Origin of the sequence: Taibaiella helva, from assembly GCF_003545695.1 — a bacterium.
GTDB classification, from domain to species: Bacteria; Bacteroidota; Bacteroidia; order Chitinophagales; family Chitinophagaceae; genus Taibaiella; species Taibaiella helva.
Window position 1 is genome coordinate 310,163 of the sequence record NZ_QUZZ01000001.1, and the last position, 14,274, is coordinate 324,436.

The 14,274-nt window shown below is 49.9% G+C and carries 10 protein-coding genes; 3 read left to right on the top strand and 7 right to left on the bottom strand.

Features of this window, described 5'->3' with window-relative positions; genetic code table 11:
- Window positions 1–122 precede the first annotated feature (122 nt).
- From pepT to DZC79_RS01345, 4 genes are all read right to left on the bottom strand, one after another.
- A complete protein-coding gene (pepT, locus tag DZC79_RS01330; RefSeq protein WP_118949740.1) occupies window positions 123–1,367 on the bottom strand; it encodes a peptidase T in 1,245 nt (414 codons plus the stop codon).
- A 387-nt stretch (window positions 1,368–1,754) separates the two neighbouring features.
- Window positions 1,755–2,723 (bottom strand): NAD(P)H-dependent flavin oxidoreductase, encoded by a 969-nt coding sequence (locus tag DZC79_RS01335; RefSeq protein ID WP_118949741.1) that lies wholly within the window; start codon window positions 2,721–2,723, stop codon window positions 1,755–1,757.
- 41 nt (window positions 2,724–2,764) lie between these two features.
- A complete protein-coding gene (locus DZC79_RS01340) occupies window positions 2,765–3,760 on the bottom strand; it encodes a sugar nucleotidyltransferase (RefSeq protein ID WP_118949742.1) in 996 nt (331 codons plus the stop codon).
- A gap of 333 nt (window positions 3,761–4,093) precedes the next feature.
- Window positions 4,094–4,450, bottom strand: a complete 357-nt coding sequence (locus tag DZC79_RS01345) for a BlaI/MecI/CopY family transcriptional regulator (RefSeq protein ID WP_118949743.1) — start codon at window positions 4,448–4,450, stop codon at window positions 4,094–4,096.
- Between the two features lie 137 nt (window positions 4,451–4,587).
- Here DZC79_RS01345 and DZC79_RS01350 point away from each other — a divergent pair, with 137 nt between their 5' ends.
- A complete protein-coding gene (locus DZC79_RS01350) occupies window positions 4,588–5,898 on the top strand; it encodes a dihydrolipoamide acetyltransferase family protein (RefSeq protein ID WP_118949744.1) in 1,311 nt (436 codons plus the stop codon).
- A gap of 74 nt (window positions 5,899–5,972) precedes the next feature.
- On the opposite strand, the gene DZC79_RS01355 is transcribed toward DZC79_RS01350, so the two are convergent.
- From DZC79_RS01355 to DZC79_RS01365, 3 genes are all read right to left on the bottom strand, one after another.
- On the bottom strand, window positions 5,973–6,410 hold the full coding sequence (locus tag DZC79_RS01355) for a YybH family protein (protein ID WP_118949745.1): 438 nt from the start codon (window positions 6,408–6,410) through the stop codon (window positions 5,973–5,975).
- Between the two features lie 105 nt (window positions 6,411–6,515).
- Entirely contained in the window at window positions 6,516–8,384 is a 1,869-nt protein-coding gene (locus DZC79_RS01360; protein WP_198666720.1) for a PspC domain-containing protein, read from the bottom strand.
- A gap of 53 nt (window positions 8,385–8,437) precedes the next feature.
- Window positions 8,438–8,773, bottom strand: a complete 336-nt coding sequence (locus DZC79_RS01365) for a PadR family transcriptional regulator (RefSeq protein ID WP_118949747.1) — start codon at window positions 8,771–8,773, stop codon at window positions 8,438–8,440.
- Between the two features lie 383 nt (window positions 8,774–9,156).
- On the opposite strand from DZC79_RS01365, the gene DZC79_RS01370 reads away from it, so the two are divergent.
- Together DZC79_RS01370 and DZC79_RS01375 are read left to right on the top strand one after the other, a co-directional pair.
- Window positions 9,157–10,953 carry a T9SS type A sorting domain-containing protein gene (locus tag DZC79_RS01370; RefSeq protein WP_118949748.1) on the top strand — a complete coding sequence of 599 codons (1,797 nt, stop codon included), beginning with the start codon at window positions 9,157–9,159 and terminating at the stop codon, window positions 10,951–10,953.
- 145 nt (window positions 10,954–11,098) lie between these two features.
- A complete protein-coding gene (locus DZC79_RS01375) occupies window positions 11,099–14,230 on the top strand; it encodes a SusC/RagA family TonB-linked outer membrane protein (protein WP_118949749.1) in 3,132 nt (1,043 codons plus the stop codon).
- Window positions 14,231–14,274 lie beyond the last annotated feature (44 nt).

The window sequence follows — 14,274 nt, forward strand, 5'->3', positions numbered from 1 at the left end:
GTTTTTAAGCCCGCAAAGTTAGCGCAATCGGTGTTTATCTATTATAGAAACTTACAATAGGGGCCTTAAAGAGAAAAGCCCTCCGGAAACGGCTTCGGAGGGCTTAGACACGTAAAAGAAAATTATTCCGTAACGATCTGCGCCAGGTGAATGCAGATCTCTGCAGCCTTCTCCATATCCTGCACGCTCACATATTCCTGCTTGGAGTGAATGCCCATTTCCCCGGTAAAGATATTAGGGCAGGGCAGGCCCATAAAGGACAGGCGCGAGCCGTCGGTACCGCCGCGGATGCTGATGCGCTCTGGCGCAATGCCTGTGCGGCGGTAAGCTTCTTCGGCATGGGCCATCACTTTGGGGTGCTGGTCCAGCACTTCCTTCATATTGCGGTATTGTTCTCTGACCTGGAACTCGTACCGTGCACCGGGATAAGCGGCAACGATCTCTTTAAGAATACCTTCCAGCCGGCTTTCGTATTCTGCCAGCTTCGCCGTAATGTGATCGCGGATAATAAAGTCGATCCGGGTCTTTTCGGCGCCGCCTTCAATGTGCACCGGGTGTACGAAGCCTTCTCTGCCGCTGGTGGTCTCGGGACTCCAGCTGTCGCCGGGTAAAGCGGCGAGGAAAGCGCCGGCAATCTTGGCCGCATTCACCAGCTTGCCTTTGGCATAGCCGGGATGGGCGCTGATGCCATGTATGGTGATGCTGACACCGTCGGCAGAGAAGCTTTCGCCTTCCAGGTGGCCTCTTTCGCCGCCATCGAGGGTGTAGCCGAAATCGGCGCCCAGCTTTTTCATATCGACCCCATCGACCCCATGGCCGATCTCTTCGTCGGGTGTGAACAGGATGCGGATCTTTCCGTGCTTTACTTCAGGGTGTTCCATCAGGTATTGCGCGGCATCCATGATAACCGCTACACCGGCTTTGTCGTCGGCGCCCAGCAGGGTAAGCCCCGATGCAGTAATAATATCGTCGCCGATCCTTTCTTTAAGGTAGGGGTGATTGTTGGTTGAAATGACCACACTGTTATCATCGGGCAGCACAATATCGCTACCGTCGTATTGACGGTGCAGGATAGGCTTCACGTTTTCGCCGCTGCAATCGGGCGAAGTATCTACGTGGGCGCAGAAGCAGAGTACGGGTACCTCGGCATCGGTATTGGCCGGTATGGTGCCGTAAACAACGCCTTTGTCATCGAGCTCAGCATCTGCAATGCCGATGGCTTTCAGTTCGTCTACCAGCAGCTTGCTCAGGTTCTTCTGCTTTTCGGTAGAAGGTTGTGCGGTGGAATAAGGATCACTTTGGGTGTCGATCTGCACATAGCGCATCAGGCGCTCGGCGACCGTATGCTGATAATCGGAGGCGGTCATTGCGGATAAAGATTTTGTGGGGACAAAGGTAGGGATGATCTTAAAACGGCAAAGCTGTTTTCAATAAAAAGCGCACTTTCTACTCGTTTCTCAGGATCAAGCGAAAAGTTGAGGATACGATATAGGTATGTCCTAAGGAAAATCCGGGGCATCGGTTCAGAACCCAGAAGATGGAATGCTTCAGTGCTTAGGTTGAGTTTGTACCGCAGCTGCATGGCCAGGCCGGTCGGGACGTGCAACGGCCTGAACGGCGGTTGGATACATATTCTGCCTAGCAACCTTGGTTTTGCTCCTACGGAGCAATTTATGTTTGTTCATGCTGGCGCTACAAACATTTGGCTCCTACGGAGCCCTGTAATCCGAACTTCTAGCCATCGGATGTCCTGGCTATATCACCGGTCTTACTGCCGGCTGATAAAAAGGTTGCTCCTTGGTGGCGCAGAATTCGTTCCACAGGTCCTGCACGATCTCTGCAGCAGGCTTGATGTCGTTGATCTGTCCGCTCACCTGCCCGATCTCCAGCTCACCTTCTTCGAGGTCGCCTTCAAACATACCGAGCTTGGCCCGGGCCCTGCCCAGGAGCTGCACCAGCTCTTCGTTGCTGGCGCCGCGGGCTTCGGCTTCGCTCACCACCTGGTAGAAGTGGTTCCTGATGAGCCGTACAGGGGTAAGCCTTTTCAACGACAGCATGGTATCGCCTTCGCCTGCTTTAACGATGGCCGTTTTAAAGTTATCGTGGGAGGAGGCTTCAGGGCTGCAGACGAAGCGGCTGCCCACCTGCGCACCTTCCGCACCCAGTGCCATTACGGCAAACATGGCTTTGCCTGTGCCGATACCGCCGGCAGCAATCAGCGGGATATCTATGGCTTGCCGTACCTGCGGGATCAGGCAAAGGGTTGTCGTCTCTTCCCGCCCGTTGTGTCCCCCGGCCTCAAAGCCTTCGGCTACAACCGCGTCTACGCCGGCATCCTGGCTCTTGAGCGCAAATTTGGCGCTGGACACCACATGTACTACAGTAATGCCTTCGTTCTTCAGGGTCTGTGTCCAGGTTTTGGGGTTACCGGCCGAGGTAAATACGATAGGCACCCTTTCTTCCAGGATATGCTTCACATGCTGGTCGATATCGGGGTAGAGCAAGGGCAGGTTCACGCCGAAAGGCTTGTCTGTAGCTGCTTTACACTTGCGGATATGTTCGAGTAATGTATCGGGATACATGCTACCGGCGCCGATAAGGCCCAGCCCGCCGGCATTGCTTACGGCCGAAGCCAGGCGCCAGCCCGAGGCCCATATCATACCGGCCTGTACTATAGGGTACTCAATATTGAAAAGCTTAGTGATCCTGTTCTGGAATGTCATAGCGGTAACACAAATTAATCTTTGGAAAATCGGGGAGAGGTCTAGCCCAGGTCAATGTCCGTATTGTCGCCTATGTTCAGGCTCTGGCTCATGCCGTGTACATAAGCATCGCTGCCGATGATGGAAGATTTCAGCACTACCTCGTCCAACTCGGCAAAAGAGCCGATGATGCTGTTGCGGATAATGGAAGAGCGGATCGTGGTATTTTCGCCTATCGATACCGACGGGCCAATGATCGAGTGCGCGATCTTGCAGCCGCTGGCAATATTAACAGGTGGAATGATCACGGTATCGGGAAACTCAGGTACAGTATAGCCCGGCTGCTCGCTCATGGTCTTCAGCAGGGTGGCGTTGGTTTCCAGCAAAGTCTCTTTTTTTCCGCAGTCAAACCAGTTGTTGACCTTGAAAGCTTTGAATACAATGCCTTGCTCGATCATATGCTGCAGGGCATGGGTCAGGTGGTATTCGCCGTCGGCATCTGCACGGTTGTGCAGGTAAGCATCCAGCGCGCTGAACAGGGCATTGGTCTCTTTGATCTTATACACGCCCACCATGGCCATATTGGACTTGGGGATGAGCGGCTTCTCCACTACTTTCAGCACGCGGTTGGTCTCATCTACTTCAGCTACACCGAAGCTGCGGGGATCGTCTACCCGCCGTATGCCGATCTGCGAAGTCTCGCTCTGCAATACGGTATCAATATCGAAATCGCAAATGGTATCGCCGAATACGATCAGCACCTCGTCGTTCTTTACTGCATCGCGGGTAAGCCATATGGCGTGGCCGGTGCCGCGGCGGTCATTCTGCGTTACAAAAGTGCAGCGCAGACCGGGATAAGTGCGTAGCACGTAGTCCTGGATCTTGTCGCCCAGGTAGCCGATGATGAAAATATATTCGTCAATGCCTTTGTCGAGCAGGGCATCTACGATCACGCTCAGGATAGTTTTCCCAGCCATAGGCATTAATGCTTTGGGCTGGGTATAAGTATGTGGTCTCAGTTTGGTGCCGGCTCCGGCCACCGGTATGATTGCTTTCATAAAGAGAGTGTGAAAATACAATTTTATCGGCAGCGGCGAACGAACGACAGGGATTTGATGATTAAAGGATAACAACGGCTGCCTGACCAGGCAGGAGTACCCCCGGCTGAAAATATGCAGAAAGGCTGTTCCTGCTTCCGGAACAGTCCTTTGCAGGCCAAGACGGGCTGCTATTATTTCGTAATTACCTGATGAGGCTATTTTTAACAGCCTTGCCTTATTGCGCTGTGGCCGTTTCGCCGTTAAATATTGATGCCGGCGCAGAGCACCATATGTATCTTGAATAAGGCAAAAAGGACCGGCATAGTTTTGATTTAAAGGGTGATGAAACCGTCATTTCTTTTGCTCGATCATCACGATGATCTCTTTCAGCTCTTCCGGCGATATCTTTTGTTCCCGTGCAAAAAAGCTAACAACCTCTTTGTAGGAATTGGAGAAGTAGTCTTTCACAATATGAGCAAAATGATTCCGGTTATAGGTTTCAATGCTGATCGTCGGCTGGTACCAGTAGCTGTTGGCCATCCTTCTACTTTTCACAAACCCTTTCCGCTCCAGGTTCTTTACCGTAGAGGCAATAGTGGTATAGGGTGGAGGCTCCTTCATAGCGTTCACGAAATCGCGGATGAAGCCGCCTCCTGTATGCCATATAGCCTGCATTGCTTCTTCTTCGGTGGGGGATAATCGTTCCATTTTCTACGAATATTTCGCAATTCTACGAAATTTTCGTAGATAAGCAATTTTTGTTTAGCTTTTGTCTGTTTCACAGCCGTGTTTGCACACACAGCCGCAAATGATTACTTTTGCACTGTCTTTTGAAAAATACGTTTATGGCAATCGTCGATTTAGTAATGCCCAAAATGGGTGAAAGTATAATGGAAGCCACGGTATTAAAGTGGCACAAGCAACCCGGTGACCAGGTGAAAATGGATGAAACCGTTCTGGAGATCGCTACCGACAAGGTAGACAGCGAGGTGCCTTCTACTGCCGCCGGTACCATTACCGAGATCCTGTTTAAAGAAAATGACGTAGTACCTGTGGGTACTGTCATTGCCCGTATCGATTCGGCTGCTGCAGCCGGCAACGGGGCTCCTGCCGCGCCGCCGTCGCAAGTCGCCGCTCAGCCTGCCGCTGCTCCTCAGCCACAACCTGCAGCCAGCATCGCTTCAGGCGGCAACCGCTTCTACTCACCGCTGGTGCTCAATATAGCTGCTAAAGAAGGCATCGGTATGGCCGAGCTGGAAAATATTCCCGGTACCGGTAACGAAGGCCGTGTGACCAAAAAAGACATCCTGACCTATGTGGCTTCCCGCGGCGCTGTACCCGCAACCCAGGCCCAACCCGCAGCCCAGCAGCCCGCACCACAGGCCGCTCCGGCAGCCACCACTACTGCGATAACCCATACACCGCAACCTGCTGCTAGCTATGGTGGCAATGTAGAGATCGTGGAGATGGACCGTATGCGCAAGCTGATTGCGGATCACATGGTGCGCAGCAAGGCGACCTCACCGCACGTAACCAGCTTTACCGAGGCCGATGTGACCAACCTGGTAAAATGGCGGGATAAGAACAAGAAGGCTTTTGAAACCAAGTATGGTGAAAAGATCACCTTCACCCCGATCTTCATCGAGGCGATCGTGAATTGCATTAAGAAATACCCGATGATCAATGCCAGCGTCGACGGCGATAAGATCATCATCAAGAAAGATATCAATATCGGTATGGCTGCGGCGTTGCCCAGCGGCAACCTGATCGTTCCGGTAATCAAAAGCGCCGATACGAAAAATCTGCTGGGACTAACCAAAGATGTAAACAGCCTAGCTACTGCGGCACGCAGCAATAAGCTGAAAGCCGACGATACCCAGGGCGGTACGTTTACCCTTACCAACGTGGGTACCTTCGGTAGCCTGATGGGTACGCCCATTATCAACCAGCCGCAGGTAGCGATCCTGGCTGTGGGTAGCATCAAGAAGCGTCCCATGGTGCTGGAAACGGCTGAAGGCGATGTGATCGCAATCCGTCATATGATGTATCTCTCGCTAAGCTACGACCACCGCATCGTAGATGGCTCACTGGGCGCCAGCTTCCTTACTGCTGTGGCCAACGAGCTGGAAGCCTTCGATGGCAACAGGCAGGTATAATAACTATTCCGATAATAAAGGCCGGCGGGATCTTAACAGGCCCCGCCGGCTTTTTTAGTGTCGTTCCCCTACATTCAGCTGCTGTGGTCAGATATAATGAGCCATTGCCCGTTTATCTTTTCAAAGAGTAAAGTAAAATAACCTTCAAGATCGCCGGTTTTGCGTTGCAGTCGCCAGCGGCCGGTTACCTGGCTGTAGCGGGCCGAAAGCAGCTTCAGCTGCAGGATATCGAAGCGTAGCCTGCCCATGGCTTCTTTGCCGGGATAGCTTTTCCGGTAATTGTCCAGGGTGGGCTGCCAGCCATAGGTAATCCCTTTTTTACCAATAAAGGTCAGGGAGTCGCTATGCCAGTAGCCTGCCATATAGTCTTCGATATCGCCACGGTTCCATGCTGCCGATTGGAGATCGAGCACCTTCCGTATGGCCGCGTCATCACGCCGTACGTTTTGGGCCTGGCCGCGTGAAGCGGTGCAAAGCAGGAGGCACAGCAGCATAAAAAGCAATGGTTTCATAATCCGTTATTTCATTCAAATATACAAGTAAGGTCATGAAAAAGGGGTGTAAGAATACACCCCAGGTAAAAACTACTACCACATTGTTGGCCTCGCGGCGAAGGATCACCTGTCCGTAGTGTCCGTATCGTCGTCACCGGCGTTTTGCGCCCCGTCTTCTTTATTAGCCGGATCGCCCTCTACGCCGGAGGGGCCCATTTTATAATAAACATCTTCGTCCCAATCGTTGTATTCTTTAGTGCTGTAGCGGAACCGGCCGGGGCGCATTTCAAAATCGCGGTCGATATGGTAAGCGCTGGTAAGATTCTCAATACGGAATACCTTGCCTGTGGGCACCTGCAGCTCTACTCTCAGCTTCTGGGCACGGAAGGGATCGCCATGGGGAAGTGTAAAGTCCTGTGGCAGGTAAAGCACATTGCCTTCCTGGCGGTAATGGAATTCCAGGGGAAGGGCCAGGGCTTTTGCCCGGCTTACACTGCGGCCGCGGGCACTTTTCTTTATAATAAGATGATAGAGGCTGTCTTTGCTGGCGGTGATCCGGAGGCTGATATTGCTGATGGCCACGGTGCTGTCGTCGCGGAAGCGGATACCTTCATGCTCATGATCGTCCTCGTCCTGTTCGATCTCCCCATTCTCATCCTGCAGGCTTTGCCTGATGATCAACGTATCGTTGATCGGCTGATTGAGGCTGAGTGGGTAGGCATTGCTGTAGGATACCTTAAAGTCGGAAGCGATGGAAGTGCTCACCCAGAACAGGCCGAATATACCGGCAATAAACAGCAGGGTAAAGGTTCCGGTTACCCATTTGTTCCCAGCCAATTTACGACCGGTGATCATCCTGACCAGCAGGCGGATCACTGCAATGAAAGGGATGATGAGGGTGAGAGCAACACAGATCCAGAGCACTGTACGCTGGACGGGGCTTTCGGTAATGAGCGCACTGAAAGGGAAAATGAAAACAGAAGAGGTAGCTAGCCCGAACAAAGCCGCAAGTACTGCGATAATAACACCTGCGAGTGTAATCAATACCGTACCGAGAATAAGGAATACGAATACTTTGACCAGCACGGCGATCAGCTGTGCCAGGCCCGACCTTTTCGGCGGGGCAATCCTGTCGGTCTCGCCGCCTTTAATGGCCTGGCTGAGGTTGTGTATATCTACCTTTTCTCCGCGCATTTCCAGCTTTTCGGCCACTGTATTGGCCTCCGGAAGAGAAGCCCATAAGATAATGTACAGCACTACCAGCGTGGGCAGGCCGCCGACCATCAGCGAGAAGATGGACTGGAAGAACATGCCATTGCCCAGGATGCTGAAGAAGATAATGCCCAGCAGGGGGGCTGCGAAGATAATGCGGGGAATAATGGGATCAATATTGGCGTAGGCAGCGATACCCGAACATACGCCGCCCACTACTTTTTGCCGCGGGTTACGGTATAGCCGGCGTCGGACCGTGGGGGTGCTGCTGTCGCTTTCGGGAAGCAGGGCCCACAGCAAAAAGTACACCAGCAGGCCTGCTCCCCAGGCCAGTGTGATGAGGATAAAAGCGATGCGGACAACGGTAGGATCGATATTGAAGTGAGCGGCAATGCCGCCACATACGCCGCCAACCAGCTTCTCGCTGCGGCTGCGGCTGAAGGGCGGGCGTGCCTGGCTGCCGGGGGCATGGCGCTCTTCTTTGCGGTTGCTCTTTCCGGATTCTTCTTCGCCGGCTTCGCTTTCGATCTGCTCCGGGCTGCCCATGATGGCGATCATATCGGTGATGTCTGCCGCCATAATGCAGGGAGCGCCCTTGCTCAGCTTATCCTGGAAGAGCTCACCCATACGGTCTTCCATATCCCGTACGATCTCATCGCCGCCTTCTTCGCGGGAGAAGAATATTTTGAGCCGGTTGAGGTAATCGCGGAGCTGTTCGTATGCCGATTCGTCTATAGGGATCAACCTGCCCGCCAGGTTTATATTGATGATCTTGTTCATTGTTGTAGCATTAAAACTTGTGAGTGGTAGAGATTTGGTTTCAGGAATGAGGTTCAGGACGAAGGGTCGCGGGTAAGCTCGTTCACAGCATCGGCCAGCTGTTGCCATGTTTGCTGTAGTTCGAGGTAGAAGGCCTCTCCTTTTTCCGTGAGGCTGAAGTATTTCCGGGGAGGACCCGATGCGCTTTCTTCCCAACGGTAGCTTAGCAGCTCTGCATTCTTAAGCCGGGTCAGCAGGGGGTATAAAGTGCCTTCAAGTATAGATAGCCCTGCTGCTTTCATCCGGTCAATAATATCGGAGGGATATACTTCCGATTTTCTGATGATAGAAAGAATACAAAACTCCAGCACACCCTTACGCATTTGCGAACTCGTGTTTTCTGTATTCATGTCAATTAGATATTATGGTGTTACAATCAATTTGCCTGAAGCGTTTCATTATGGCTCTGTCTTTATGATACAAAGATACAGCCAATAAATAGTATTATGCAATGCAAAGTACTATTTATTGGCTTATTTTAACATAAATTTATCAAAAAAAAGGTGAAAAGAGAATAGTCCTTATGGGAAATTGAAACATCTTATATAAAAGGGGACCGTGATTGTGTGTGGAAGCATAGCTGAAAATGAAGTTTTATTAACCTGATCTTAGCTTATTATTAATAAGAACCTAGAGATAAGGTAAAGAAAAATCTAAATTGCATTGACGCGGTTCTCCTGGAAATATCTATATTTACACGCTTAAAAATTGAGAGCATTAAAAAAACAGATGTATGAAGAAGATCTATTTAGCCGTTTTTCTTGCTTGTTCGATGGGGGGGGCGGTACATGCGCAAATCAGCGAAGGTGGTTTGCCATGGAGCGTTGGGAACAATACGGCCAATTCTTTATCCGTTAAACCGGTGACACTGGCCACTCCGGATTTTGAAACAGCAAAAAAGCAGTACGAAAAGGACGTTATGGATGGTAAGCCCAGAGCTTATCTCGGCGGCCTGATGGTCAATACGGACATTTCTCTCACAAAAGCCGGTCAGTTTACTTACCTGAAAGATGGTCGTAAAATATGGCGCGCAAAGATAGAGATCAATAATGTGCAGGCTGTTAACTTATATTACAACGATTTTCAGCTGCCTGCAGGGGTAACTTATTACATTTCCAATGGTAACGGAAAGCAGCTGCTGGGCGCTTTCACCCGAAGCAACAATTCGCCCGACGGCTTGTTTGCTACAGGAGCGATTCAGGGTGGCACCGTTAACCTTGAGCTCAATATCGACGCTGATGTTAAGCTGGAGGATATCCGCTTCCACATCGACAGAGTAGGCGCTATGTTCCGCGGCGAAGAGTATGTAGCGGATATCTACAGTTCTGATGAAACTAAAGATAATGTAGTGCTGAAGCCTACACTGGATGGTGACCAGGCTATCGGCAGCTCTTCTCCCTGCCACATCAATGCTTTTTGTCCTGTGGTGCCCGCTGCTCAGAATGCCGCTCGTAGCGCAACAGCCAGGATCGTTATTCCTGGTGCAGGTTTTATTGGATTCTGCTCCGGAACTTTGCTGAACAGCACCGGTGGTGTTTGTAAGCCTTATTTCCTTACAGCAGCCCACTGCGATGGTGAAAACGTAAACGGTACAACCGACGATCATTTTGCACAATGGATGTTTGACTTCAATATGCAATATCCTGGTTGTACCAATACCGGTGATCCCCTGGCTAACCGTAAAAGGATAACAGGCGCATTCTTCCGTTCCCGTTCCCGTTACCCTTCTTCGGGTACCGCGGGCGCCAAAGATGCGATCCAGGACTTCCTGTTCCTGGAACTCAGACAAACACCCGCTGCGGAGTGGGGTGTTTCCTTGGCCGGATGGAACCGTAGCTCAACTGTATACATGACTGACGTAGATACTTTCTGGGGTTTCCATCATCCCGGCGGCGATGTGAAGAAAATGTCTCTGACCACACAGATAACGCCTAACGGTACTTTTAACCAGAACTCCGTAGCTGGTACGCACTGGGCAATGAACTTTGATTATGGTGTTACGCAGGGCGGTTCTTCTGGCAGTGGCCTGTTTGATAAGAACGGCCTGCTTATTGGCGACCTTTCCGGTGGAGACTTTGCTACCGGCACCTGTGCGCCAGCCGGCACAGACGGTCTGTACAGCAAATTTTTCCGTGCCTGGGATTTCGCAGAACCCGGCCAGTCCTCTTCACCTGCTACCCGTCTGAAAGATTGGTTGGATCCTACAAACTCAAATGCAATCACCGTTGCTGCTGCTAGCCTTCCCTGTGATGGTGTAGGTATTAAAGAAGCAGAGTTGAAAAATGCTTTCTCTATTTTCCCTAATCCCAGTACCGGACTGGTAAAAATGAAAACTAATTTCGCTCAGCCCACCGCACTTACCGTAAATGTGGTAGGCATTACCGGAGCGACACTGGCCACCTATAAGATTGAGAAGTCAATTTCCGGAGAATATCTGATGGATATGACCCAACTGGCCAATGGTATTTACCTGATCAAAGTGAGCAGTGATGAAGCTCAAGTGACACAGAAATTCGTGCTGGCCCGCTAATCACGAACTTGCATTTAAAGTCCGGATATTTATTGAATTGCTAAAATTATTTTAACTAATTGATAATTTTTGGTTATCTTAGCCGCCAATAAATATCCGGCATTCTAAATCTGTTTTCAATTTTAAAATTTTTTAACTAGTAGCAATGAAAAAAACATTACTCCTATTTATACTAGCTTTTACTGTTAGTATACAGGCTTCATTTGCGCAATCGCAGAAGATCAAAGGAAGAGTGACAGATAGCAAAGGCGAAGGTGTGCCTGGCGCAAGCGTTAAGGTTAAAGGTACAGAAGTGGGAACTGTAACAGATATTGACGGTAATTATGAGCTGGAATTGCCAGAGGGCAAAAAGGTGCTGGTTATCGACGGTATTGCCGGCAAAGCCCAGACAGAAGTAAAAGATGCCAGTGCTCCGGTGAATGTAGTTGTTGAGCAAAGCAGCCAAGATCTGGAAGGTGTTGAGATTTATGGTAAAAAAATTGATAAGCGTGAGAGCGTGTCGTCTATCAGCACTGTAACCGCCGAGCAAATCGCATCACGGCCCATTACTAACATTGTCTCTGCGCTGGACGGTAATGCTGCGGGTGTTAACGTGTCCAGCGGCGGTGGCCAGCCTGGCGCCAGCCCCGACATTCTGGTACGTGGCTTCGGCTCTCTGAGCGCCAGCAGTTCTCCGCTGATCGTTTTGGACGGTGCTGTATATGATGGTACTCTATCTTCTATCAACCCCTATGATGTGGCGACCATGAGCGTATTGAAAGACGCTTCCGCGACTTCCATCTATGGTGCTCGTGGCGCCAATGGTGTGATCATGATCACTACTAAGAAAGGCAAGAAAGGTGATAAGCCTATAATCAACATTGATGCCCAGGTGGGTATGTTTACCCGTATGATCCCGGAATATGATCGGGTAAGTGCACGTGATTATTATAAGCTGGCCTGGGAAGGTCTGTATAACATCTACTCTGAACAGACAGATCCTGAGACTGCTGCGGGTGCTGCAGATGCTAATACTATCCCTTTGATCCTGGGTGGTTACAACACATTTAATGTACCTGCTGATCAGGTGTATAAGAACGGTCAAATCAATCCCAATGCTTCTATTCTGTATGAGGATGACTGGCAGAAAGCTGTTTCCCGTACTGGCCTGCGTCAGAAATATAACGTGTCTGTAAACAATGGCGATGATAAGAGCACTTATTACTTCTCTGTTGGTTACAACAATGAAAAAGGTATCTTCAAGCAATCCGATTACGATCGTATCACTACCAGGCTGAATATTACGTCGAAGATCACTCCCTGGTTAAATTCCGGTTTGAGCCTGGGTGTTACTTATGATAATATGCGTTCTTTTGCGGCAGACGGATCTGCGTATGCTAACCCTTTCATGACTACCCGCCTGATGCCGTCCCTGTATCCGATCTACCTCCACGATCCTAATACGGGGGCATTGGTACTCGATGCCAATGGCCAGCCTCAGTACGACTTTGGTGATAACCCCCAGTATGGACAAGTGCGTCAGTTCGCTACTAACCAGAACGTTATCGCCTCTATCTACAATGATAATACCACCACTAAAGCCTTTAGTGGTTTCGGTAGCGGTTATCTGGAAGCTAAATTCCTGAAGGACTTCACTGCACGTACTAATATCAGCGTAAATACTTACAATGGTAACCAAAGCATTTACCAGAACAAATTCTTTGGCGATGGCGAACCCTTTAATGGTATCCTTACCCAGCAGAATAACAACAACATTTCTTATACCTGGACGCAATTGCTGATGTGGAAACCCACTTTCGGTATTTTCAATCCTGATGACGCAAACCATTCCCTGGACGTTACAGTAGGTCATGAGAACTATCTGTTAAGGGCTGAATCTTCCTACCTGCAGCGTGCTGGTTTCGGTGGCTCTTCAATTGAATCCGGAGCAGCAGCAGCTTATGGTATCGGATCTTCTCAAAGTGTAGATTACCACGCTATTGAAAGCTATTTTGCTTTCGCAGGCTATACCTTTAAACAACGCTATACGTTAAATGCTACCTTCCGTCGTGATGGGACTTCCCGCTTTGCTAAAGATGGCCGCTGGGGTAACTTCTACTCTGTTGGTGGTAACTGGATGTTGAGCGAAGAATCTTTCCTGAAGGGTAAGACAACCTGGATCGACGAATTGAAGCTGCGTGCTAGTTATGGTATTACCGGTAACGAAAACCTGGGATCTTCCAACTATTATGCTTACCTGACTACTTACAGCTATTATCCTAACAATACTTATTCCGGTTATGCTTTCGGCGGATACGGTAACCCTGCTTTGAAATGGGAATCCCAGTATAGCTTCGACGTCGCTGTTGACTTCTCTCTGTTCAACAAACGCCTGACCGGTACTGCCGATTTTTACCAGCGTGGTTCTAAAGATCTGCTCTTCGTACAAACTCTGGCGCCTTCCACTGGCGTAAATGCCATACAAGCTAACGTAGGCGCAGTACGCAATACTGGTATTGAACTGGAGTTACATGGCAAGCCCGTGGTAACTAAGAACTTTAGCTGGACCATTGATGTGACTGCCTGGCACTATCGTAACAAAATGACCCAGATCCAGAGCACCACACCCGGACAGGATACCATCTACGGCAGCGGTAGCATTCTGGCTAACGGCCTGCCCAGGGATAACTACTTCCTGCCTGACTATGCCGGTGTTAATCCCGATAATGGTAAGGAGCAATGGCGTCTTGCTGATGGAACAACAACTACAGACTACAATATTGCCCAACAACCACAAAACTGTGTTTATGCCGGTACGCCTTACCGTGATATCGAGGGCTCTCTGAGAAATACCCTTAACTACAAAGGCATCGACTTCTCTTTCATGTTTACCTTCGGTCTTGGTGGTAAATTCTATGATGGCGTCTACCAGCAGTTGGCAGCCGGTGGCTGGGGTACTGCTTATTCTACCGATCTGCTGAACCGTTGGCAGAAACCGGGTGATCAGACAGATGTGCCTAAAATGGACTACAGCGAACTTTCCGGAAGGACGTCAACCCGCTTCCTGACCAGCAACAGTTTCCTGAATATTAAGAATGTTAACCTGGGCTATACCTTGCCCGATAAATGGTTGAAGACAGCAGGTTTCCGCAGCGCCAGGGTTTATGTACAGGCAGAGAATATTTTCGTGTTCACACCGCGCAAAGGACAAGATCTCCAGCAGAATTTCGTAGGTGGATCTGACTATGTTTATCCTCCTTACCGTACAATCATGTTCGGTCTGAATATCGGTCTGTAACACTAAATTAATTATTCAATACAACTTTCTAAGTTTAAAAAGCA